The sequence below is a fragment of the Sphaerisporangium dianthi genome (assembly GCF_042654065.1).
Taxonomy (GTDB): domain Bacteria; phylum Actinomycetota; class Actinomycetes; order Streptosporangiales; family Streptosporangiaceae; genus Sphaerisporangium; species Sphaerisporangium dianthi.
Genome location: NZ_JBHSFP010000001.1, coordinates 138,598 through 162,064 on the forward strand (window position 1 = coordinate 138,598; position 23,467 = coordinate 162,064).

17 protein-coding genes and 1 tRNA gene are annotated in these 23,467 nt (G+C 72.5%); 5 read left to right on the forward strand and 13 right to left on the reverse strand.

The window, feature by feature from the left end:
* Nucleotides 1-65: 65 nt before the first annotated feature.
* Both ACFO60_RS00645 and ACFO60_RS00650 read right to left on the reverse strand, forming a co-directional pair.
* Nucleotides 66-1,253, reverse strand: coding sequence for a nitric oxide synthase oxygenase (locus ACFO60_RS00645; protein ID WP_380835639.1), 1,188 nt, complete (start codon nt 1,251-1,253; stop codon nt 66-68).
* A gap of 457 nt (nt 1,254-1,710) precedes the next feature.
* Nucleotides 1,711-1,786, reverse strand: a tRNA-Asn gene (locus ACFO60_RS00650).
* 377 nt (nt 1,787-2,163) lie between these two features.
* Here ACFO60_RS00650 and ACFO60_RS00655 point away from each other — a divergent pair.
* Entirely contained in the window at nt 2,164-2,466 is a 303-nt protein-coding gene (locus tag ACFO60_RS00655; protein WP_380835641.1) for a YtxH domain-containing protein, read from the forward strand.
* An 81-nt stretch (nt 2,467-2,547) separates the two neighbouring features.
* Here the strand turns inward: ACFO60_RS00655 and ACFO60_RS00660 are convergent, their stop codons facing one another.
* The 4 genes from ACFO60_RS00660 to dnaG form a co-directional block, all read right to left on the reverse strand.
* Nucleotides 2,548-3,027 (reverse strand): hypothetical protein, encoded by a 480-nt coding sequence (locus ACFO60_RS00660; protein ID WP_380835643.1) that lies wholly within the window; start codon nt 3,025-3,027, stop codon nt 2,548-2,550.
* A gap of 34 nt (nt 3,028-3,061) precedes the next feature.
* The gene (locus tag ACFO60_RS00665) at nt 3,062-4,336 is read right to left on the reverse strand and encodes an amylo-alpha-1,6-glucosidase (protein WP_380835645.1); all 1,275 of its coding nucleotides are present in this window, start codon (nt 4,334-4,336) and stop codon (nt 3,062-3,064) included.
* A gap of 247 nt (nt 4,337-4,583) precedes the next feature.
* On the reverse strand, nt 4,584-5,687 hold the full coding sequence (gene rpoD / locus ACFO60_RS00670) for an RNA polymerase sigma factor RpoD (protein WP_380835646.1): 1,104 nt from the start codon (nt 5,685-5,687) through the stop codon (nt 4,584-4,586).
* A gap of 177 nt (nt 5,688-5,864) precedes the next feature.
* Nucleotides 5,865-7,742 (reverse strand): DNA primase, encoded by a 1,878-nt coding sequence (gene dnaG / locus ACFO60_RS00675; RefSeq protein WP_380835648.1) that lies wholly within the window; start codon nt 7,740-7,742, stop codon nt 5,865-5,867.
* Between the two features lie 243 nt (nt 7,743-7,985).
* On the opposite strand from dnaG, the gene ACFO60_RS00680 reads away from it, so the two are divergent.
* Nucleotides 7,986-8,882 carry a M23 family metallopeptidase gene (locus ACFO60_RS00680; protein WP_380835650.1) on the forward strand — a complete coding sequence of 299 codons (897 nt, stop codon included), beginning with the start codon at nt 7,986-7,988 and terminating at the stop codon, nt 8,880-8,882.
* Nucleotides 8,883-8,946: 64 nt separating this feature from the next.
* Here the strand turns inward: ACFO60_RS00680 and ACFO60_RS00685 are convergent, their stop codons facing one another.
* The 3 genes from ACFO60_RS00685 to ppdK form a co-directional block, all read right to left on the reverse strand.
* Complete coding sequence (locus tag ACFO60_RS00685) at nt 8,947-10,011, reverse strand: SGNH/GDSL hydrolase family protein (RefSeq protein WP_380835651.1); 1,065 nt, start codon at nt 10,009-10,011, stop codon at nt 8,947-8,949.
* 217 nt (nt 10,012-10,228) lie between these two features.
* A complete protein-coding gene (locus ACFO60_RS00690) occupies nt 10,229-11,464 on the reverse strand; it encodes a deoxyguanosinetriphosphate triphosphohydrolase (protein WP_380835652.1) in 1,236 nt (411 codons plus the stop codon).
* A 340-nt stretch (nt 11,465-11,804) separates the two neighbouring features.
* A complete protein-coding gene (ppdK, locus tag ACFO60_RS00695) occupies nt 11,805-14,465 on the reverse strand; it encodes a pyruvate, phosphate dikinase (protein ID WP_380835653.1) in 2,661 nt (886 codons plus the stop codon).
* A gap of 581 nt (nt 14,466-15,046) precedes the next feature.
* Between ppdK and ACFO60_RS00700 the strand changes: the two genes are divergently transcribed.
* Entirely contained in the window at nt 15,047-15,832 is a 786-nt protein-coding gene (locus ACFO60_RS00700) for an aminotransferase class IV (protein WP_380836416.1), read from the forward strand.
* A 16-nt stretch (nt 15,833-15,848) separates the two neighbouring features.
* On the opposite strand, the gene ACFO60_RS00705 is transcribed toward ACFO60_RS00700, so the two are convergent.
* Nucleotides 15,849-16,703 (reverse strand): PHP domain-containing protein, encoded by an 855-nt coding sequence (locus ACFO60_RS00705; protein ID WP_380835654.1) that lies wholly within the window; start codon nt 16,701-16,703, stop codon nt 15,849-15,851.
* 120 nt (nt 16,704-16,823) lie between these two features.
* Here ACFO60_RS00705 and ACFO60_RS00710 point away from each other — a divergent pair, with 120 nt between their 5' ends.
* Nucleotides 16,824-17,957, forward strand: a complete 1,134-nt coding sequence (locus ACFO60_RS00710) for a glycoside hydrolase family 18 protein (RefSeq protein ID WP_380835656.1) — start codon at nt 16,824-16,826, stop codon at nt 17,955-17,957.
* Nucleotides 17,958-17,987: 30 nt separating this feature from the next.
* On the opposite strand, the gene ACFO60_RS00715 is transcribed toward ACFO60_RS00710, so the two are convergent.
* Nucleotides 17,988-18,899 carry an SCO6745 family protein gene (locus ACFO60_RS00715; protein ID WP_380835658.1) on the reverse strand — a complete coding sequence of 304 codons (912 nt, stop codon included), beginning with the start codon at nt 18,897-18,899 and terminating at the stop codon, nt 17,988-17,990.
* A gap of 349 nt (nt 18,900-19,248) precedes the next feature.
* On the opposite strand from ACFO60_RS00715, the gene ACFO60_RS00720 reads away from it, so the two are divergent.
* On the forward strand, nt 19,249-21,012 hold the full coding sequence (locus ACFO60_RS00720; protein ID WP_380835660.1) for a serine/threonine-protein kinase: 1,764 nt from the start codon (nt 19,249-19,251) through the stop codon (nt 21,010-21,012).
* Between the two features lie 117 nt (nt 21,013-21,129).
* On the opposite strand, the gene ACFO60_RS00725 is transcribed toward ACFO60_RS00720, so the two are convergent.
* Both ACFO60_RS00725 and ACFO60_RS00730 read right to left on the reverse strand, forming a co-directional pair.
* Nucleotides 21,130-21,801, reverse strand: a complete 672-nt coding sequence (locus ACFO60_RS00725; protein WP_380835662.1) for a response regulator — start codon at nt 21,799-21,801, stop codon at nt 21,130-21,132.
* Nucleotides 21,798-23,069 (reverse strand): sensor histidine kinase, encoded by a 1,272-nt coding sequence (locus ACFO60_RS00730; RefSeq protein WP_380835663.1) that lies wholly within the window; start codon nt 23,067-23,069, stop codon nt 21,798-21,800. The genes ACFO60_RS00725 and ACFO60_RS00730 overlap by 4 nt, the downstream gene beginning before the upstream one ends.
* Nucleotides 23,070-23,467: the final 398 nt, after the last annotated feature.

A 23,467-nucleotide genomic window follows, 5' to 3' on the forward strand; every position in this document is an offset into this window, starting at 1 on the left:
AACCTCCAGCGGAGACCGGTACAGAACAACGTTCTGCACCAGTCTGCCGGACCCGGTCGTGCCGGTCACCCTTCGTACTCGCTCTTCCGGGGGTGGTGGACGAACGCCGGCGAGAGCTGCACGTCGTCGTAGTAGCGGTGGAAGACCGGCGTGAGCGAGCCGGACAGGGGCGGGACGATCCACGACCAGTCGGCCGGGCAGACGCGCCCTGACCGCTCCTCGCGCTCCAGATGGGAGATGAACCGGCGCGACTCGGTGTGGTGGTCGGTGATCGTGACGCCCGCCCGCTCGAAGGAGTACAGCACGGCGACGTTCAGCTCGACCAGCGCCTGGTCCTTCCAGAGCGTTCGGTCGCTGGAGGTGTTCAGGCCGAGCCGCCGCGCGACGACCTCCAGCAGGTTGTAGCGGTCGGTGTCGGCCAGGTTGCGGGCGCCGATCTCGGTGCCCATGTACCAGCCGTTGAACGGCGCGCACGGGTAGCAGACGCCGCCGATCTCCAGGCACATGTTGGAGATCGCGGGAACGGCGTGCCAGCGGAGCTCCAGCTCGGCGAACCACGCGTAGACGGGATGGACGAGCTCCACCTCCAAGATCGCGTCCGCCGGGACGGTGGCCAGCAGAGGCGGCCGGCCGCCCGCCTCGATGACCAGGGGAAGCACGTCGAAGTCGGTGCCGGGGCCGCCCGGCCATCCGAGGCGGCGGGCCGTGCGGGTGAGGTCGGCGTTGCGCGCGTCGCCGGCCAGCGGCGTCCCGTCCGGCCCTCGGTAGCCCGCGTACCGGATGAGCTGCTCGTTCCAGATCCTCGGCCCGGGGCGGTCCGGCCTGTCCTGGGCGAAGACGGTGATCGTGGGGCGGATGCGCCCCGTCCCGGTGGCCTCGCGCAGGTGGCCGACCGACTCCACCGCCACCCCCTCCGCGGAGTCGATGGAGCGGCGGTCGCGCACCCGGAGCGACTGCCAGTACAGCCTGCCGATGCACCGGCCGCTGTTGCGCCAGGCCACGCGCGCCCCGTAGACCAGTTCATCGGGGGTGTGGGTGTAGGTGCCCCACGCGTCGATCTCGGCCAGCACCTGGTGCATCCGGGGCCAGAACGGGCCCGCGGAAGGGTTCTCGGCGTGGAACAGCCGCAGGAACTTCTCGGCCTCACCCGGATCGACGAGGCCGTCGCCGCCGCCGGGCCGGTGGAGGGGAAGCGCCACCGGCAGGGCGTGCCGGGCGGGCCCGCGGGCTTGATCTCGTTCATGGGTCGACACGGGGATTCCACTCCGTCCGGGAGGAGACAGTGGGACATCCTCCTGCGAAGGGGGAGGCGCGCAGGCGTCACCCTCTTCAGGGGACGGCGCGGAGATCTGACGAGCTCCTTGACGCGCCGCGACAGCAGACCTTACCGGAAGTCGAGACCTCAGCCAGCCCAACACGGGACAACCGCCACATCATTCACATGGGTGTCACAGCCTTCCGGGAGCTCTGACGCCCTGGGCGCGGCGGCCTTCCCCGCTGCGATCGGCATGGGTCCGCGGCAGCCGTGCCCCGTGGCGCGGGCGACGGGCGGACGCGGTCACTCTGGGCGTCGGCACGGCGGCACAGCGGCACGAAGTGCGGCAGACCCACATCTTCGGCCATCGACTGGGAATTGTCCCGTCATATCGCAGACGGGTTGGTGTCCAAGAACGGCGACAGCCCCAGGGGAACTCCCCTGGGGCTGTGCGGTGGCTCCCGCGATAGGACTCGAACCTATAACCTGCCGGTTAACAGCCGGCTGCTCTGCCGATTGAGCTACACGGGATCGTTTGCGCCCCGCCGGCTGGGCGTTGGGCCCTTCCTTGCGGCGCGGAACTAGATTAGCGCATTCCGGGGGGTGCGTGTCGCACCCAGATCTTCCCGGCCCCCGCGGAGCCCCGTCCTCCCCCCGAACGGGCCCGGCGACTCCCCCCGAAGGGGCCGGACGGCTCCCTCTGAACGGGGCCGGGCAGCCTCCCTCTGAACGGGTCGTGGCTCCCCTGGAACCGGCCGCGCCGCCCCTCGTGGAAGCCCGCGCCGCCCGCCTGCCTGCGGCCGGCCCGCCATTCGGCGCAACCTTCCGCCCGCGGGGACCATAACCGTCCGCAGCCGGGGTAGGGGAGCTCTGAGCGGGGGATGCCAGCGGCACGCGGGAGGTAGAAGATGCGATATCGATTCACGTTCGCCGTAGGCCTGGCCATCGGGTACGTCCTCGGCAGCAAGGCCGGGCGAGAGCGGTACGAGCAGATCAGGCGGCTGGCGCAGCGCGTCGCCGACAACCCCATGGTGCAGCAGGCCGCGGGCGTGGCGGGAGCACAGGCGTCCAAGGCGGCCGAGGTGACCAAGCACAAGCTGGGCGACGTCCTCGGCGACCGGGTGCCTTTCCTGCACAGGAACGGCTGGAGCGCCGTCAGGGACGACACCGGCACCGGCTGGCCCGACAACGAGATGGACCGCGTCACCTGACCGGCGCGCGTACGGAGACGGCCCGCGTGCACCCCCGCGTACGGGCCGTCTCCGTATGCGACCGGCGGGGCCGCGCGGCCGTCAGACGCCGAGGTTGCGGCGCAGTTGTTCCAAAGCCTGTTCGGCGGCGGCTCGCAGGCCTGGGTCCGCGGGGTCCAGGCCCGCGTCGAAGACGAACTCCCAGTCGGCCGTCTCCTGGCCGGGCACCCGGCGGGCCACCAGGCGCACTCCCCCGCGGTCGCCCAGGCGCACATGCCGGTTGACCAGGATCGAGGAGGTCACCCGCTCGCGTACGGCCTCGGGCAGGCGCCCCGGGTCGGGCAGCTCGACCCGCCGCCGGGCGCCGTCGGTGCCGACGACCAGCAGCCCTTGCTCGTCCCACAACGCCCGGTCGATGCGGTACCAGGGCATCACCACGCCGGCCGGCAGGCGCAGCGCGCGGTCGGTGGCGACGACGAACCCGCCGTCCGGGGTCCGCGCGTGGACGAGCACCCGCTCGCCCGCCTCCAGCGTCACTCCGGCCTCCGGAGGGAGGCTCCTTGCGGCCCAGGGAAATCGCATGGGTGCAAACTACCCGCAGGCCGGCCGAGGGCGGTCACCCGGCCAGCAGGTCGAGGGTGAGGGCGGCGGACCAGGAGAAGTCGCGGCAGCCGCGCCCCATGCCGTCGAAGGGGTCGAAGCATTCGCGAAAGCCCGCCTGGCGCACCAGGCGCAGAGTGCCGGCCGCCAGCAGCCTCTCCAGGGCGCCCAGCCCGTGCTCGGCCGCGGCCTGGCGCAGCAGCCAGTTGGTGTTCACCCAGGACGGCCCGCGCCAGTACCTCTCGCGGTCGAACTCCAGCGCCCGCACCTCGCAGCTCGGCACGGGGTAGCCGCTCGGGCCGAGGAAGGACGACTCCAGAAGCTCGATCAGCGTGCCGACGATCGTCGCGGGCATGCCGGGGTCCAGCATCGGGCCGAACCCGCCGATCGTGCGCACGGGGATGAGCCCACCGGCGCGCAGGTCGCGCGCGTAGAAGCCGTCCTCCCACAGGCGCTCCAGCAGTCCGCCGCGGATCCGCTCGGCGGCCTCGTCGAACGGCTTGCGGTCGGTCCCGATGGCGTCGGCGAGGTTGGCCAGCGCCGTGCAGGAGGCCAGCCAGATCCCGTTGAACATCGGGTCCTCGACGGCGAAGGGATGCTCGTCGCGCAGGTAGCCCGCGCCGTACCCGGAGTCGCGGTAGCGCAGGGCCAGCCAGACATAGCGGTCCTGCCGGCTGCCGGAGTGCCACTCCTCCGGCCCGCAGGCGTAGCGCACCATGGGCAGCGCGGCCAGCGGGGCGTCCCAGGAGGGGCTGTCGTCCAGGCCGGACTCCCAGGGGTGGACGATCGCCGCCAGGCCGTCGCCGCCGATGTCGCGGGCGGAGGCCAGATAGTCGTGCTGGGCCACCAGGGCGGGCCAGGCCCTGCGGACGAAGCCGAGCGCCGCGTCCCGGTCGGCGGCGTACCGCCAGATCCACCACACGGCGCAGGCCTGGAGCGGCGGCTGGGTGAGACCCGAGGTGGGCACCCCGCGCGGCGCGGCGGCGCACTCGCCGGACCGCCACATCGACGGCCCCGGATAGTAGGCCTCCTGGTGGGCCCGGTCGAAGACGATGTGCGGCAGCATGCCGGTGCTCCACTGGGCGGAGAACAGGTTCAGCAGCTCCGCGCAGGCTCGGGACCATCTGCGGCGGGCGAGCCCTATCGCCACGAACGCGGAGTCCCAGCTCCACTGGTGGGGATAGCGCCCCATCGAGGGGACGGTGGCCGAACCCGTCCAATTCGCGTCAAGCACGTCGAGTGCGGCCTGCTCGAGCGCGGTGTCGTCGTCGAGCGCGGACCGCGCGTCCATCGGATCGTCGGCAGGAGTCCGCAATCCTGGGGAGGAGCCCGCCGCGCCTTGCGGCGTGGGCGCGCTTCCGGGTCGGTCTTCGCTTCGCGGCCGTGATCGTGTCGTGCCGGCCGTGACCGCCCCTCGGAGAACGGTTTAGGTGCCGTCCCTGCCTTGCCTCCCTCCTCGTTCGCGTCGGACCTCGCGCTGGTGGCCCGCGCCCGTCCAGGGCCTATGGCCTGCCGGCCCTGGACGGGCGCGGCACGTCTCAGTCGAGGTAGTCGCGCAGCATCTGGGCCCGCGTCGGGTGGCGCAGCTTGGCCAGCGTCTTGGACTCGATCTGGCGGATGCGCTCGCGCGTCACCCCGAACTCCCTGCCGACCTCCTCCAGCGTCCTCGGGTGCCCGTCGGACAGCCCGAAGCGGAGCTGGATGATGCGCTGCTCACGGTCGGAGAGGGTGGCCAGGATGTCGTCGAGCTGGTCCTGCAGCATGATGAAGGCCGCGGCCTCGATCGGCACCACCGCGTCGGCGTCCTCGATGAAGTCGCCGAGGTCGGAGTCCTCCTCGCCGATCGGCGACTGGAGCGACACGGGCTCCTGCGCGATGCGCTGGATCTCCACCACGCGGTCCACGGGCAGGTCCATCTCCAGCGCGACCTCCTCGGGAGCGGGCTCCCGGCCGAGATCCTGGTGGAGCTGACGCTGCACGCGCACCAGCTTGTTGATCGTCTCGACCATGTGCACGGGAATTCGAATCGTCCGCGCCTGGTCGGCGATCGCCCGGGTGATCGCCTGGCGAATCCACCACGTGGCGTAGGTCGAGAACTTATATCCCTTGGTGTAGTCGAATTTCTCGACCGCGCGGATCAGCCCCAGGTTGCCCTCCTGGATGAGATCGAGGAAGAGCATTCCGCGCCCGACATAGCGTTTGGCGATCGACACCACGAGCCGCAGGTTGGCCTCGATCAGGCGCTGCTTGGCCCGCACGCCCTCCCAGACGAGCTCCTCGAACTCGGGTTTGGCCAGCCGCATGCCGATGTCGCACAGCTTGTCCTCGGCGAACAGCCCCGCCTCGATCGCCTTGGCCAGCTCCACCTCCTCCTCGGCCGTCAGGAGCGGCACGCGGCCGATCTCCCGCAGGTAGATGCGGACGAGGTCACTGGTCGGCGCCCGCTTGCCGACATCCTCCTCATCGGGCCGGACGGTGTCCTCGTCGCCTTGCGGCTCGAGCACCTCCACGCCCTTTTCGGCGAGCATCCGCACGACACGCTCCAACGCGTCGGCCGGCAACTCGGAGCGGTCGAGCGCGGCGGCCACGTCGTCGACGGTGACGCTGCCGCGCTCCTTTCCTCTCGCGACGAGATCCGCCACCTGATCTACCGACGGCGGTCCACTTGGCAGCACCGATGCACCCACGGGTCACAGTCTGCGGTATAGGGGTGGTAAAAGGGCAGGCCTATTTTTGTCACCGGAGGTAAGGCTCGGGCCATTACCGAATTGATATCAACCGAAAGTTTGGCTGCTCCGAGAAGCGGAAAGTAAGGTAAATTACGCTCCGACCGCGCGTTCTCTTAACACGCGCCGTTGTTGTTCGAGCGCGACCAGTTCCCCGAAGAGCCGGTTGTAGTCCTGCTGCTGCTCAACGGGGTTGAGGCGCTCCATCTTGGCCTTGATCTGCACCAGCGCGCGGGTCACGGCGATCTCGGCCAGCCGGGCCAGCACGGCCTGGCCGTAGCGCTCTTCGCTCGCGAGGTCGGCCCGAACGGGATCGACCGCGAATCTGGTCGCCAGGGCGCGCAGGCCGTCGTCCTCGGTGGCGGCGAGCAGCGTGTCGACCCACTCGCGGCCGCCGGGGCCGCCCGCCACCGTGCCGCCCGCCGTGATGACCAGGTCGTAGAGGGCGACGTGCTCGGGCACGGTGAACGCCTGGGGCCCCAGCGCGTCGAACTCGGGGCCCATGAGGGCGGGGCGCTGCACGGCGAGCTTCAGCGCCTCGGCCTCGATGCGGACCGCGGGGTCGGCGGGATCGGCGGGAGGGGGCGCGCTCGCCCGCCTGCCGGGCCTCGCGGACCTCTCGGGCGCCGCGCGGCCTCCCGACCGGCCGCCGACCTCCTGGATGCGCCGCAGCACCATGCGCTCGTCCATGAACCCGAGCCAGCGGTCGAGGTCGATGGCGTACCTGCCGCGCAGCGCGGAGTCCTTGATGCCGGCCACCAGCGGGGCGGCGGCGTCCAGGGCGGCGAGGCGGCCTTCGTTGGTGGTGAGCTCGTAGCGTGAGATGACGCTGCGGATCGCGAACGCGAACAGCGGCTCGCGGGCGGCGATCAGGTCGCGGACGGCGGCGTCGCCGTGCTTGACCCGCAGGTCACACGGGTCGAGCCCGTCGGGCTGCACCGCCACGAAGGTCTGGGTGACGAACTTCTGCTCGTCGGCGAAGGCGCGCAGCGCGGCCTTCTGGCCGGCGGAGTCGCCGTCGAAGGTGAAGACGACCTCGCCGCGGAACTCGTCCTGGTCGAGCAGGAGCCGGCGCAGGACCTTGATGTGCTCTTCGCCGAAGGAGGTGCCGCAGGTGGCGACGGCGGTGGGCACGCCCGCCAGGTGGCAGGCCATCACGTCGGTGTACCCCTCGACGATCACGGCCTGGGAGCGCTTGGAGATCTCGCGCTTGGCCAGGTCGATGCCGTACAGGACGGTGCTCTTCTTGTAGATCGGGCTGTCGGGGGTGTTGAGGTACTTGGGCCCGTCGTCGTTGTCGAGCAGCTTGCGCGCGCCGAAGCCGATCACGTCGCCGGTGATGTCGCGGATCGGCCAGACCAGCCGGCCGCGGAACCGGTCGACAGGGCCGCGGCGGCCTTCCCTGGCCAGGCCGCCCTTGATCAGCTCGTTGGTGGTGAACCCGCGGCCCAGCAGGTGGCGGGCCAGGCGGTCCCACTCGGTGGGGGCGTAGCCGACCCCGAAGTGCTCGGCGTCGACCCGCTCGAAGCCCCGCTCGGACAGGAACCGGCGGCCGGGCGCCGCCTCGGGGGTCTCCAGCTGGGAGACGTAGAACTCGGCGGCGGCCCGGTGGGCCTCGATCAGGCGGCTGCGCTCGCCCTGCTCGCGCCCGGGGACGTACCCGCCCTGCTCGTAGCGGAGCTGGATGCCCGCGCGCTGCGCCAGCCGCTCGATCGCCTCGGCGAAGGACAGGTGCTCCAGTTTGCGGACGAAGGTGATGACGTCGCCGCCCTCGGCGCAGCCGAAGCAGTACCAGTAGCCGCGGGAGGGGGTGACGTTGAACGAGGGGGACTTCTCTTCGTGGAAGGGGCACAGGCCTTTGAGATTGCCGCCGCCGGCGTTGCGAAGCTGGATGTGCTCGCCCACGACGTCGGCGATCATCGAGCGCTCTCGCACGAGCGCGATGTCCTCGTCACTGATCCGCCCTGCCACGCCGCGAGTCTACGACTCGCCGCCGGCATCTCGCTCCGGCGTCCGCCGGGACCGGCGGCCTCGCCTGCCCCGACGGGCGCCGCCCTCCGGGGACGCGGACGAACCGCGCCACGTCCGCGTGACCTGTCCGTTACCGACGAAAGCCGTCCAAGATGGGGGATTTTCGGCGAATAAGTCGTGATGGCGGCGAAGGTCGGTTACAAAGGGAACGCTCATATCGGTAACGTCAAGCGGGTGGGGATCATGCGATCGGGGCGACTGGCCGTCATCGGAGCGGCGGTGCTGGTCACCGCGGCCTGCGCGGCCCCGGGCGGAGTGCCCGGCATCAGCACGCTGCCACCCGCGCCGCCGATGCAGGACGTGGCGGCCACGGGCGCGGCGGACGCGCTCCCCACCCCTTCGGCCGGCCAGGGGGGCACGGAGATCGACGCCGCCACCCTGAAGCCGACCCCCTCGGCGTCCCCGGGGGCTTCCGGCGACGTCAGGCCGCCGCGAGGCGACGCCCCCGTCCGCGTTCCCCCGCCGAGGCTGTCCCGGTTCAGCTACGTCTTCCCCGTGCGCGGATGCCGGGTGGACTACGCCCGCAAGCAGCTCGTCCTGCCCAAGACCACCATCTGGGCGGGCAAGGGCTGCGCGTACGTCTCGCCGGTCGCCGGGGTCGTGCACGAGGTGAGCACCCGGGACCGCTGGAAGGCCTCCACCGACCACGGGGCCGATCGCGAGGGCCGGTTCGTGTCCGTGCTCGGCGACGACGGCGTGCGCTACTTCGGCGGCCACCTCGACGCGGTCGAGGCGGGCGTCCGGCCGGGCACGCGCGTCGCCGCGGGCCAGACGCTCGGGCGTGTCGGCGACTCCGGCGACGCCAGAGGGCGGGGCGCCAACCTCTACTTCTCGGTGTCCTGGTCCACCGCCTCCCGGTACTGGTGGGTGCGCCGCGGGATGGTCGACCCGTGGACCTACCTGGACGCGTGGCTGAAGGGCAACCCCACGCTCTCCCCGGCCGAGCAGGTCGCCTCCGTGCGCGCCCGGGTGGGCGCCACACCCGCCTGCCGCACGCTGTGCGCCTCCAAGCCGGTCAAGAAGAAGCCCACCCCGGTCCCGACCCAGACCGGCGAGCCCGACGCCGTCACCACCGGCTGACGCCCCCGCCGCGAGCGAGGCGCCGGGCGGACCCGCCGCCCGGCCCCGGCGTGCCGGCCGCCGCTCAGGGAGCGCCGATCCGCGCGGCGATGATCGGGGCGAGGCGATTCGCGATCTTGACGTGCCCCGCGTCGTTCGGATGCACGGAGTCGCTGAGGTCGCCGCTGGTCAGCCAGCCCTCGGTGTTGACGTAGAAGACGTTGGGATCGCCGCCGTCGTTGAGCGTCTTGACCGCGGCCTGGGTCTGGGCCACGAATTTCATGCGGAAGGTCTCCATGGCGAAGATCGTGGCGTAGGGGTACTTCGCCCGCACCTGGCGCAGCAGATTGGTGTAGGAGGCCTGGAACTCCGGGGTGTGCACGCCGTGGCCGGAGTCGTTGGTGCCGAGGTTGATGACGACCACGTGCGCCTGGTAGCGGGAGAAGTCCCAGTCCGGGGTGTCCGCGTTGGGGTTCAGCTTGAGGAACCGCCGCTCCAGCCCCACGCACCCGTCCGCCGTGGCCACCAGGCAGGCGCCGCCCTGGGCGATCTGCGTGTGCCGCACGCCGAGCCGCTCGCCGACGAGCCAGCCGTACGCCGTCAGCGCGTTCTTCGAGGTGGTGGTCCCCACGGTGATCGAGTCGCCGATGAACTCAAGGAGCGTCGAGGGCACGTTCGCGCGGAACGTGCTCGCGCCCGGGTCCAGGATCAGGCCCTGGAACACCGCGTCTCCGTGGTAGGACCCGGCGACGACGCGGTAGGAGACGCGCAGCGTGTGGCCGGCCGGCTGGAGTGGCGTCGGAGTGAGGTTCACCGTGCCGCTGACGTTGGTGCGGTAGACGAACGGGCCGTTGTCGATGCTGTAGTACAGGTCGATGGCGTTGCGCTGCTTGAGCTTGACCGTCGTCCCGGTGAAGCCGGTGGTGAAGTAGGCGCCCGCCCAGTACGGCGTGTAGGCCGCCGCGTTCCTGGTGTCCCAGCGGCCGGTGAACGCGATGTTGGCGTCGGTCGGCGAGCCGTCGCCGGTCGCCGCCGCCGTCGCCGCCGCCGTCCCAGTCGCGGTCGCGGTCGCGGTCGCCGGGAGCGGCGCGACGCCCCCGATGACCAGCGCCGCCACCGCCCCCATGATGAAGGTCTTCAACCTCGGCATGTGATCGTCCATCCGCGTCTCGGCATGGCGGAGCCCGCCGCGACGGGTCGCGGCGCGGCACCGTGGACAGGAAGATCACGACGTCACGATCGTCTTCGACGCTAGATCGGCGCTCGCGGCCCGGCAACGGCCCCGGGCGAGCCGGCGCGCCGGCGTCCGGCCTTCGCCCAGCTCACCTGCCGGGCCGCCGCCGCGCGGCCGTGTAACTTACAGAGCGTCAGTGGCGGGAGCTGAGCGAGCGGTGCAGGGCGACGGCGCTGCCGTCGGTGAGCGAGGCGATCTGGTCGACCACCACCCGCAGCCGGGCGGCGTCGCCGGCCGCGCCCGCGAAGGCCGGGCGCAGCGCGGGCTCCAGCGTCCCCGGGGCGCCCAGCATGATCATGGACGCCAGCTCGGCGATCAGGTCGCGCTGGCGCGCCTGGTTGGCGTGGTGGTCCTCGCGGGACATCACGTAGTGCGCGGTGACCCCCTTGAGCAGCGCGCACTCGAGCCGGGTGGCCCTCGGCACGATGAGGTCGGCGCCGTACCGGGTGCGCCCCTGGCCGTACGCCTCGATCGTGGCCTCCTGCGCCGACAGGCAGAACCGGCCGATCAGCGCGCTGGTGAAGGATTTGAGCGCCACCAGGTCGGCCATGGTCTCCTCGAAGCGCTCGGGCCACAACGGCTCGGCGACCAGGCCGGCCAGCGTCTCCTCCAGCTCGGTCAGGCACGAGTCGCCCGCGTACCACTTGAGGGTGCGCTCGCACACCTCGCGCCGCTCGCCGGGGTCGAACAGCATCTGCGGGCGCAGGTGCCCCGAGTGCAGGGCGTCCTCCAGGTCGTGCACGGAGTAGGCCACGTCGTCGGACCAGTCCATGACCTGCGCCTCGAAGCTGACCCTCTCCTCGGGCGCACCCTGCCTGACCCAGTCGAAGACGGGCAGGTCGTCGGGGTAGACGCCGAACTTGGGGCCGTGGGCCGCGGTCCACGGGTACTTCAGCGACGAGTCGAGCGTCGCGCGGGCGAGGTTGAGACCGGCGCTGCGGCCGTCGCCGGTGAGGACCTTGGCCTCAAGGCGGGTCAGCAGCCGCAGACTCTGGGCGTTGCCCTCGAAGCCGCCGCAGCGGGCCGCCAGCTCGTTGAGCGCCGTCTCGCCGTTGTGCCCGAACGGGGGGTGGCCGAGGTCGTGGGCGAGGCAGGCCGTCTCCACCAGGTCGGGATCGCAGCCGAGCGACTTGCCCATCTCTCGGCCGATCTGCGCGCATTCAAGGGAGTGGGTCAGCCGGGTGCGCGGGATGTGGCGGCCGTGGTCGGGGATCTCCCCCGGACCGACGACCTGCGTCTTGGCGGCCAGCCGCCGCAGCGCCGAGCTGTGCAGCACCCGCGCCCGGTCGCGCTCGAACGCGCTGCGCTCGGGGTTGCCGGGAGGTTCCGGCACCCATCTGGCCTGATCGAAGTCGTCGTAGCCTGTCATCGGTAGCCGGGATGCTACCCCCGCTACGGGTAGTGCATGACAAACATGCAGGAAACTCACGATGTCCGGCGCATCTCGTCTTCCCCCGCAGGTCAGACGCCCCCTGCCGTACCCCACCGGACCCCTGTCCCGCATTCCTCCCCCCCTGCCCGAAACGGCCGGCCCCCGGGGCGGCGCGCCACCCCGAGGGGCGGCGCCGTACCCCGGGGACGGCGGTACCCCGGGGACGGCGTGGCACCTCAGGGGCGGCGGCGCCCCGGGGGCCGGACGGCTCCTGTCGCTCTCGCCGGGCGAGCGGCTCCGGCCGGCGGCCGACCGGCCGGCGCCGCCCTGGAGCGGGTCAGCGGGAGTCGCACTCGCCGCGGGCCGCCGCGCCGCGGGCCGCCTCCAGGCGGGCGACGGGGACGCGGAACGGCGAGCAGGACACGTAGTCCAGGCCGATCTCGTGGCAGAAGCGGACCGACTCGGGGTCGCCGCCGTGCTCGCCACAGATGCCGATCTTGAGATCCGGGCGGGTCGCCCGCCCTTCCTTCACGGCGATGGTCATCAGCCTGCCGACGCCCTCGCGGTCGATGCTCTCGAACGGCGAGACCCCGAAGATGCCCAGGTCGAGATAGCGCGAGAAGAAGGCGCCCTCGACGTCGTCCCGGGAGAATCCCCAGGTCATCTGGGTGAGGTCGTTGGTGCCGAAGGAGAAGAAGTGCGCGGCCTCCGCGATCTGGCCGGCGGTCAGCGCCGCGCGCGGCACCTCGATCATCGTGCCGATCGCCGCCTCGACCTGGGCCTCCGCGAGGATCCGCAGCGCCTCGTCCCTGACGTGCTCCAGCTCCTGCACCGCCCCGACCAGCGGGATCATGATCTCGGCCCGGGGGTCGCCGCCCGCGGCGCGGCGTTCGGCCGCCGCCTGGGCGATGGCCCGCACCTGCATGGCGAACAGTCCCGGGATCACGAGCCCGAGCCGCACGCCGCGCAGGCCGAGCATCGGGTTCTCCTCGTGCAGGCGCCTGACCGCCGCGAGCAGCCTGCGGTCGCGGCCGGAGGCGCCGTCGCCGTCCAGCGCGACCTTCACCGACAGGGCGGTGATGTCGGGCAGGAACTCGTGCAACGGCGGGTCGATGAGGCGGACCGTCACCGGCAGGCCGTCCATCGCCGCGAAGATGCCGACGAAGTCGGACTTCTGCAGCGGCTCCAGCGCGTCCAGGGCCGCCTTCCGCTCTTCGCCGGACACCGCGAGGATCAGATCCTCCACGAGCCGGCGGCGCTCGCCCAGGAACATGTGCTCGGTGCGGCAGAGCCCGATGCCCTCGGCGCCGAACCTGCGCGCCCGCTCGGCGTCCTCGGGGGTGTCGGCGTTGGCCCGCACCGCGAGACGGCGCCGCCCGTCGGCGTGGACCATGACGCGGTGCACGGCGCTGATCAGGTCGTCGGACAGGTCGCCCGTGCCTTCGAAGTACCGCACGACGGGCGAGGCCATGACAGGCACCTCGCCGCGGTACACCTCGCCGGTGGAGCCGTCGATCGAGATGACGTCGCCCTCCTCGACGACCACGCCGCCGGGGGCGGTGAAGCGCCGTTCCCTGGTGTCGACGTCGAGCTGCTCGGCGCCGCACACGCAGGTCTTGCCCATGCCTCGGGCGACGACGGCGGCGTGCGAGGTCTTGCCGCCCCTGCTGGTCAGCACGCCGCGGGCGGCGATCATGCCGGCGAGGTCGTCGGGGGTGGTCTCGCGGCGGACCAGGATGACGTCCTCGCCCTGGGCGGCCAGTTCCTCGGCGCGCTCGGAGCAGAAGACCGCCTTGCCCACGGCGGCGCCCGGCGAGGCGTTCATGCCCTTGGCGATCGGCCTGAGGTCGTCGTGCCCGGCGAACCTCGGGAACATCAGGTGGGCGAGCTGGTCGCCGGTGACGCGCGCGACGGCCTCGTCCATGTCGATGAGGCCCTGGTCGACGAGCTGGATCGCGATGCGGAACGCCGCCTCCGCGGTGCGCTTTCCGACGCGGGTCTGCAGCATCCACAGCTTGCCGCGCTCGATCGTGAACTCGATGTCGCACAGGTCGCGGTAGTGGTTCTCCAGCGTCCGCATGATGCCGAGGAGCGCGTGGTAGGAGCCGGCGTCGATCTTCTCGAGCTGCTGCAGCGGGATCGTGTTGCGGATGCCGGCCACGACGTCCTCGCCCTGGGCGTTCTGCAGGTAGTCGCCGTACACGCCCCGGTTCCCCGTGCCGGGGTCGCGGGTGAAGGCGACGCCGGTGCCGGAGTCCATGCCGAGGTTGCCGAAGACCATCGCGACGATGTTGACGGCCGTGCCGAGGTCGGTGGGGATGCGCTCCTGGCGGCGGTAGACGACCGCGCGCGGGGCGTTCCAGGACCCGAAGACCGCCTCGACGGCCATGTGCAGTTGCACGCGCGGGTCCGCGGGGAACTCCCCGCCGGTCTCGTCCTTGACGATGCCCTTGAAGGTCTGCACAAGGTGGTGGAAGTCGGACGCGGTGAGCTCAAGGTCGCTGGTCACGCCGTTGTGCCGCTTGGCGTCCTCGATGGCGTCCTCGAACCGGTCGCCCTCGATGCCGAGGACGGTCCTGCCGAACATCTGGATGAGCCTGCGGTAGGAGTCCCAGGCGAAACGCTCGTTGCCGGCCTGCTCGGACAGCCCGTGGACGGACTCGTCGTTGAGGCCGATGTTGAGGACGGTCTCCATCATGCCGGGCATCGAGAACTTCGCACCGGAGCGGACGCTGACCAGTAGCGGATCATCGGCGGCGCCGAGGCGCTTGCCCATGCGGTCCTCCATGGCGCGAAGGTGCTCGCCGACCTCGTCCCAGAGCCCCTGCGGCACCCCGCCTTCGGTCAGGAAATGGCGGCACGCCTCCGTTGTGATCGTGAACCCCGGCGGCACGGGAAGGCCGAGGTTCGTCATCTCGGCGAGATTGGCGCCTTTGCCGCCGAGCAGGTCCTTGAGATCTTTGTTGCCCTCGGTGAACCCGTATACGTATTTGGGCACTGGGACTCCTTCAACGACTCCAATGGCGTACGGTTACCCCCCTGTTCTTGGACTCTACCTATTTTCGTCCCACGGAAACGACACCCACCCTTCTCAGAGGCGTTCGCGCTGCTAGGCGAGCCACAGAGGTCTACTCCACCGCCCCGCACGACTCCCGGACCGGGGAAACTCCCGGCCCGAAGAGACGTGGTGCACACCAATTATCGACACGCCGGCAAAGGCCGACGCCCGGGGCGCGCCGCGATTATTGGTATAGACCACGGCCGCCACGGTGAATTCCCTTCGCACAGCCCCCACGCCGAGGCGGCAAGCCTTTGCCACAGGCCGTCTCCACCGCTTATTGGTGTAGACCATGACCGCCGGCGGAAGCTTTGTTGGTATAGACCATTTCGCCGTCGGACGCCATGCCGGCGAAGATCGCGGACGGCCGCCGCGCACGGTACCCGGCGGGCGGCGCCCGGCCCTCGGAACGGAGACGGCCGCCCGGCGGCGGGGCGATTCCGCCCTACCGTCACGCCTCGGGCGAACAAGGACGCCGCCGAGCCTGGACGGACACTGGAAGGTGCCAGGATGACCGCATGATGGAGCTGAACGGACGCCCCGTGACCCCCGGCGAGCTGGGTCCGCTGGCGCTCTACAACTACGGGCACTTCACCACCATGCGGGTCGAGGACCTGCGCGTCCGCGGCCTGTCACTCCACCTCGACCGGCTGCTCGGCGACTGCCGCGTCGTCCACGGGGTCGAGCTCGACCTCGACCGGGTGCGCCACCTGGTCCGCCGCGCGGCGGCCGCGGCCGCCTCGCCTGCGGTCGTCCGGGTGACCGTCTTCGACCCCGAGCTGGATCTCGCGCGCCCGGCGGAGAAGGCGCACCCCGAGATCCTGGTCACCACCCGGCCCGTCCCCGCCGACCGGCGGCCTCCCGCGCTCGGCGTCGCCGAGTACGAGCGCGACCTGCCGGAGGTCAAGCACTCGGGCATGTTCGGCGCGCTGCTGCAGCGCCGCTTCGCCCAGGCGAACGGGTACGACGACGTGCTGTTCGTCAACGCCCGCTCCCAGGTGACCGAGGGGCCCACCTGGAACATCGGGTTCATCCGGGGCGGCCGGGTCCTGTGGCCGCGCTCCGACCGCCTCGACGGTGTGACCATGCGCCTGCTGGACGAGGCGCTGCGCCGCGCGGGCGTCCCGTCCGAGGCCGCCGACGTCGACACCGACGAGCTGGCCACGATGGACGCCGCCTTCGTCACCGACGCCGCCGCCGGCCCGCGCCCCGTCGGCGCCATCGAGGGCGCCGGCCTGTCGGTCGACGAGCCGCTCCTCACCACCGTGCGCAGAGAGTACGCCGCCCTCCCCGCCGACCTCCTGTAAGCCACCGCCGCCCGGGTCAGGCTCCGCGGACGGGGGCGGCCCCGGTGGCGGAGGCGACCAGGTCCTCGTACACGTCCCGGCCGGTGGTGAAGGCGCCGAGCCGGACGGTCTTGTTCGTGCCGTGGTAGTCGCTCGACCCGGTGACCCGCAGCCCGAGGTCACGGGCGAGCGCGCGCACGTGCTCACGGTCGCCGGGAGTGTGGTCGCCGTGGTCGGCCTCCACCCCCCACATGCCGGCCTTCGCGAGGCGGGCGATCAGCGCGTCGGGGACGATGTGGCCGCGCCGCCCGGCCCTCGGATGCGCCAGCACCGACACCCCGCCCGCCTCGCCCACCAGGCGCACGGCGGTGAACACGTCGATGTCGGTCTTCGGCAGCCGGTAGCGGCGGCCCAGCCATTCCGGCGCGAACGCCTCGTCGACCGAGCCGACCAGGCCACGCCGGACGAGCGCCTGGGCGATGTGCGGGCGTCCCACCGTGGCGCCGCCCGCGCGGGCGCGGATCTCGGGGACCGTGACGTCGATGCCGTCGGCGTTCAGCAACGCGACGATCTTCTCGCTGCGCAGGTCACGCGACCGGCGGACCCTCGCCAGTTCCTTGGCCAGCGGCGCGTGGGCGGGGTCGAACAGGTAGGCCAGCAGGTGCAGCCCGACGGACGACTCGGCGCCGTGCCAGCGCCCCGACAGCTCGGCGCCCGGCACGAGCGTCAGGCCGGGAGGCACGGCGTCCTCGGCGGCCTCCCAGCCGGCCGTCGTGTCGTGGTCGGTGAGCGCGACCACGTCCAGCCCGGCGGCGACGGCCGCGGCCATCAGCGCGCCGGGGGTGTCGGTGCCGTCGCTGGCGGTGGAGTGCGCGTGCAGGTCGATCCGCATAGGAGGAGCGTCTCAGCATCACGCCCACCGTGGGCAGCCGCCCCGCCCGCCGTCGCGGCAGCGTCCGGCGCATCGTGCCGCCTGGGCGCGATCGACCGCTGAATCCGGTTATATACCTGTATGTCAGCCGTGCACGTTGCTCGTTGGTGGCGTCTCGCCGTCGTTCTGCTGTCGGTCCCGCCGCTGCTGCTCGTGGCGAGCGGAGCCTGGCTCCTGCTGATCGGTGCGGGCGCGCCGGCGCCGCGCCCCCACCCCGCAGGCCAGGACGCGCTGTGGCTGGGGCACGCGTGGGTGGACGGGCGGAACGGCGAGCCGGAGTTGGCGGCGCTCGCCGGGCGGATCCGGGGCGGCGGCATCGGCGACGTCTACCTGCACGCCGGTCCCCTCGACTACGACGGCGCCCTGCCTGCCTCCCGGTATCCGCGCGCCGCGTGGGCGGTCGGCGCGCTCCACCGGGCCGTCCCCGGGCTGCGCGTGCACGCCTGGCTCGGCCAGCTCGTGGACCCGGGGAAGCTCGACCTGGCCTCGCCGTCCGTACGGGCAGGCGTGGTGCGCTCGGCCACACAGGCGATGGCCGCCGGCTTCGACGGGGTGCACTACAACTTCGAGCCGACGCCCGACGGCGACCGCGGGCTGCTGGAGCTCCTCGACGCCACCCGCGCGGCCGTACCGCGCGGCCAGGGCGTGCTGTCGATGTCCGTCCACCACATCGAGCCCTTGCCCGGCGTGGCCCTGGCCGGAAACGCGCTGCTCGGGCATCCCAAGTGGTGGACGCCCGGTTATCTGACCGAGGTCGCCCGCCGGGTGGACCAGGTGGCGGTGATGAGCTACGACACCGCGCAGCCGACCGAGGCCCTGTACACCGGATATGTCAGGCGGCAGACGGAGCTGGCCCTCGCGGCGGTCCCGCCGGGCACCCGGCTCGTCATGGGACTGCCCGCCTACCACGACGACAACCTGCTCAGGCACGCCTCCGCCGAGACCGTGGCCGCCGCCGTGCGCGGCGTGCGCCTCGGCCTCGGCACGGACGCCCGGCCGGGCTTCGGAGTCGCGCTGTACGCGGACTTCGCCGCCACGGCCGCCGACTGGGCCTCCTACCAGCGCGACTGGGAGGGCACGCGCCCGGCGTCCTCCGGCAACGCCCAGACCTCCACGGCGTTCCCAGGGCGCGCCCCGCCTCCCCCACGAGGGGGTCAAGAAGCGGAGGGCCGCCTGCTGACCGTGTGGCCGCCCCTCTCGCAGCCGCGCCCGTGATCCGCGGGGACGCCCGGATCGGCGCACGGCTCAGCGGGCCGGGGCCGCCACCTTGCCGATGCCGAGGGTGTTGACGGCGGGGAGCAGGCCGGACTCCAGGGCTGCGACCAGGAGGGGCGTGGTGAGCTCGGCGAGACGCTCGGCCCCGTCCCCGCCGATCGCCCGCCACGGCTCGATCGCGAGGTCGTCGGTGATCCGCTCGACGGTGTCGCGCAGCCGGTGGCCCTGCTCGGTCGCCGTGCCGTCCGGGCCGACCAGCCCGCGAGCGGCGAGGCGGTCGCGGGCCGCGTCCCACTCCTGCGCGGTCCACCCGCGGGCGGCGAACGCCTCGCGCGGGGCGCCGCCGACCGCGGCCAGCGAGACCAGCGCCTCGCACGGGTCGAGGTCGCAGGTGACCAGCGCGGCGATGTGCCCGTCGCCCCGGTGTTCGCGCAGGACGCCGATGGCCTGCCACAACACCAGGTGCGGCTCGTCCGGCCACGGCAGCGCGGCGTTCGCGGCGGCGAGCGGGCGGCCCCCGATGCCCGCGGCCTCCGCCGCCTCTCTGGCCAGCCGCGCGGCCTCGGCGACGCCGGGGGCGCCGGCGTCGCCGCCGAGCAGCGTCCGGTACATGCGGTCCACGGCGCGCAGGCGGGCTTCCAGCACCTTCGCGGGGGAGGCGACGGTCCACGCGGCCGGGACGTGCTCGGCGACCGTGCGCGGGCTGAAGCTGTAGAAGGTCGCGGCCACCAGTTCGGCGGAGGCCTCCCCCAGCGGCGCGGACCGCCAGGCGAAGTAGCTCGGCCAGCGGGTGGTCACCGGGAATCCCAGGGCCGCCGCCTCGTCGAACACCTCCGGCGCGTACCAGAACGGCGCGTGCACCGGCTCCAGCTGATGCCACATCCGCCGCGCGAAACCGGGGTCTGCGACCATCGTCGTCCACTCCTCCACCAGATCGAACATTCAAGAAAGATCGACAAATAGAAGGCCTCGCGAGAGCGACCGGAGATCCGGTCATCGCGTCAGCGCCGGGACCCACGTTAGATAGGTTGGCTATCCAACGTCAAGCCATTTCCTTCGCGCGGCCTCGCCCGTCCCGTGGCAGGGAGTCGAGCGGGCGGCGCGGGCGTGGCAGTACGCCGCGTCCCGCGCTCCGGGCATACCCGCTCCCCCGCCGTCCTCGATCGGTATCCTGGGACGCCGTGGCGGCTCAAGATCGTCACTGCGCTGCCGGACGGCCCCGCCGCGACGGCGCGCACCATCGGCCTCGGGGGACGGACGGCCTGCCGGGCATGGGAAGGAAGGCGTTCGCGTGCTGCTGGCGGCTCGATACCGGCTGGACGAGCCTCTCGGCCGCGGAGGCATGGGCGAGGTGTGGCGGGCCACCGACGAGGTCCTGAACCGTCCCGTCGCGGTCAAGCTGCTGCTGGCGCAGGCCGTCGGATCCTCGGCCGCCACGCGGTTCCGGCAGGAGGCGCGGGCCACCGCACGGCTGAACCACGCCAACGTCGTCTCCGTCTACGACTTCGGCCAGGCCGGCGACCGGCTCTTCCTCGTCATGGAACTGATCGAGGGACACAGCCTCGCCGGGCATCTCGCCGCCGCCGGACGGCTCGGCGTCGACGAGGTGATCAGCATCGGCGCGCAGGCCGCCTCCGGCCTGGCCGCCGCGCACCGGCTCGGCGTCGTCCACCGTGACGTCAAGCCCGCCAACCTGCTGCTCACCGCGGACGGAGCGGTGAAGGTCGTCGACTTCGGCATCGCCCGGCTGGCCGACCAGGCGGCGGCGCTCACCGGAACCGGGCTGATCGTCGGCACGAGCGCCTACCTCGCCCCAGAACGCGTCCTCGGCCGCGAGGCGGGCCCGGCGTCCGACATGTACGCGCTCGGGTGCGTGCTGTACGAGCTGCTGGCCGGGCACCCGCCCTTCCGCGCGGACGTCCCGACGGCGCTGCTGTACCAGCACGTCCAGGTGCCGCCCACGCCGCCGGGCGAAGTGCGCCGGGACGTGCCCCCCGACCTGGACGACCTGCTGATGTGCCTGCTGGCCAAGGATCCCCATGCCCGCTTGGCCGCCGACCAGGTCGCCCACCGCCTCACCGGGCCTCCGGCCTCCTCCACGGCCGCCTCGCCGCCCCGCTCCTCCACCGCCGTCCCGCTTCCCCGCTCCTCCACCGCCGTGCCGCTTCCCCGCTCCTTCGGCGGGGCTCCGGCCCCCGGTTTCTTCGCGGACGCCTCACCTCCCGGCGCCGGCACGACCGTCGCGCCGGCCCTGCCGACGCCGCCATCCGCCGCGGAGCCCTCGGTGACGCGCTTCATGGCCTCCCTGCCGCCGGATGACGGGGGCGGCCACCGCACCTGGTCGATCGCCGAGACCGATGCCGGGCGCTCGCCGGCGGTCAAGGCGTGGCGGTCGCTCCGCCGCGGTGAACGGACGCCCGTCGTCGCCGCCGGCGTCGCGGTCGCGCTCGTCGCTGCGCTCGCCTTCGCGTTCCTCCGCCCGGGCTCGGGGCCGCCCACGACCGCCGGATCGGTCGCCGGCGCGTCCGCGGGCTCGCCGTCCGCCTCCGATCCCGCGTCCCCGCAGGCGTCACCGTCCCCGTCGGCGTCCCCGTCCCCGTCCCCGTCCCCGTCCCCGTCGCCGTCGCCTTCCGCGTCCGTCCCGGCCGTGCCGGTCCCCTCACCGAACTCCGTGGTGGCCGTCGGGCCAAGGCGGCTGTCGGACGATCCGCGCGTTCTGCTGGCCCAGCTCGCCCAAGGACTGAGCTGGGCGGTCGCCCAGGGACGGCTCGACCCTCGCGTCGCGGAGAAGGCCCGCCACGACATCGAGGACCTCCGCGCCGAGCTCGGCCGGGACGACGGGCGTCACGGCCACAGGGATCGGGGCGACCGCAAGGCGGCCGACCGCATCCGCGGCATCGTCGACGACCTGGCCGGCGCGGAACGGCACGGGAAGTTCACCGCCGGACCGGCGCTGACCCGCCTGCTCACCCACCTGTCACAACTCGCCCGCGCCGACCACCGCGGGCCCGACGACGGCGATGACGGTGACGGTGACGGTGACGATGACGACTAGGAACCGGCCGCCGAGGAGAACGGCCCCGCCCGCCGCCGCACGCCCCGGCCGCCGCTCACCCGGCGCTCCGGGCCCCGCGGGAGAGGCGGTGACGTGCCGCGACGGCACGGAGCCGTCTCACACCGTGGCCCGGCGGGGCGTCACCAGGCCGGTCTCGTAGGCGAAGGCGACAGCCTGCGCGCGGCTGGAGAGGCCGAGTTTGGTCATCGTGCGGTTGAGGTGGGTCTTCACGGTCGCCTCGCTGACGCAGAGGCGACCGGCGATCTCGGTGTTGGACAGCGCGTGCCCGACCAGCTCGAGGACCTCCGCCTCGCGGGCGGTGAGGGCGGCCAGATCGCGGGAGGGACGCGCGGTGACGTCCGTGCGGCGCGTGTAGGTTTCGATCAGGCGGCGGGTGACGCTGGGCGCGAAGAGCATCTCACCGGCCGCGATGGTGCGGATCGCCGCGAGCAGGCGCTCGGGCGGGGTGTCCTTGAGCAGGAAGCCCGACGCGCCGGCCCGCAGGGCGTTGTAGACGTAGTCGTCGAGATCGAAGGTGGTGAGGATCACGACCTTCGGCGGCCGGTCGTCCGCGGCGGCGAGGATGCGCTCGGTGGCGGTCACCCCGCTCATGCCGGGCATCCTGATGTCCATCAGGATCACGTCCGGGCGCCTCGCCGCGGCCAGGCGCACGGCTTCCTCACCGGTGGCCGCCTCGCCGACGACGTCGAGCCCGGACATGGCGCGGATCAGCGCGGCGAGGCCGGCACGGACCAGGATCTGATCGTCGACGACGAGCACTTTGATCATAGGGACGTCCCACCGGCCGGCATAGGAGGCTGCTCATCCCCGATCGAGGATGAGAAAGGCAGGGTCACCACGACCTCGAACCCGCCGAGCGGGCGGGGTCCGGCGGCCATCGTTCCCCTGTAGAGCTTGACGCGTTCCCGCATGCCGATCAAGCCGTGGCCCTTCTCGCCGTCGGAAGCGGCCGACCTCCCGCCCCCGCCGCCGTCGTCGGTGACGCGGATCACCAGTTCCGCGGGACGGTATCCGAGGGACACCCCGGCCCGCGCGGGCACGGCGTGCTTGAGCACGTTGGTGAGGGCTTCCTGGACGACCCGGTAGGCGCACAGGTCGACACCGGGCGCCAGCTGCCGTTCGACGCCGGTGACCGTCACCTCCACCGCCACCCCCGCGGAACGCACCCGCTCGACCAACTGCCCGAGCCGGTCGAGACCCGGCGCCGGATCATAGCTCACCCCCTCGCCGTCGTCCTCGGGCTCGATGCGCAGGACCGACAGCAACCGCCTCATCTCGCCCATGACCTCGCTGCCGGTCTGGGCGATGGTCGCCAGCGCGCCGCGCGCGGTGACCGGGTCGGAGGTGAACACATACCGGGCGAGCCCTGCCTGCACCGAGATGACGGACATGTGGTGGGCGACGACGTCGTGCAGCTCGCGGGCGATGCGCACCCGCTCCTCGGTGACCGCGCGCCGGGCCCTGTCCTCCTGGTCGCGGCGGAGCCGCTCGGACAGCTCGGCCAGCCGATGACTCCGCTCCGTCAGCAGCCGCGCGCTGTTGCCGAACCCCCAGGCCACGGCGATCAAGGCACCCGCCTGGACGACGCCCGCCCACAGGAGATCGGCGGGTCCCACCAGGAACGCGTGCGACCACATGACCAGGACGGCCACCGCGCCCGCGGCGGCCCGACGCGGTGGCCGCTGAGCCGCCACCGTGTACAGGGCCAGCAGCGGCGGCATGGTGTTCATCCCGTAGTAGTAGCCCAGCGCGTGGTACACGATCGCGGCCGCGCAGGAGATCAGCAGGACCGTGAACGGGGCGCGCCTGCGCAGCGCCAGCGGGAGGTTCACCACCAGCGTCAGGACCATGGAGAACCGGTCCGGCAGCCGGAACCCGTTCGCGGGCCCCGTCATCCCCAGAAGCCACGGATCGTGGGCCACCGCCACTTCGAAGGCCAGGGTCACGCCGGCGGCCACCAGGGCGAGCCCTCCGTCGACGACGAGCGGGTTCGTCGCGGCGAACCCCCTGAACGACGCGACGAACCTTGTGCCCATCGGCGCATGGTAACGGGACGACCACCGATCCCTCATCCCCCGCCGGACCGACGAGGCGTACCGCGGAAGTCACGCTCCCGCCGGTCCGTACCGCAGGGGTTTACCCCCCGGCGGCGACGATCACCTCTACCCGGGCCGCTCGCCGTTCCGGGCACGCTGGGGGCCCAGAAGCGATAGATGAGGATGCGGCCGACCTTGCGGAGGAACGAGAAGCGGCTCATCCCCGCAAGGGCGGCGCGGCACCGGGTCCGGCGTACGGCTGTGCACGGCGCGCCCGTACAGCGTGGCGAGAAGCGTCTCCTTCTCCTTGGTGAGATAAACCTTCTCGGTACCCATCCCTCAAGAGTAGGCCTGGGCGACAGAGAGTCCGCAGGTCAGAGGGCGGGGTGCGCGGGAGG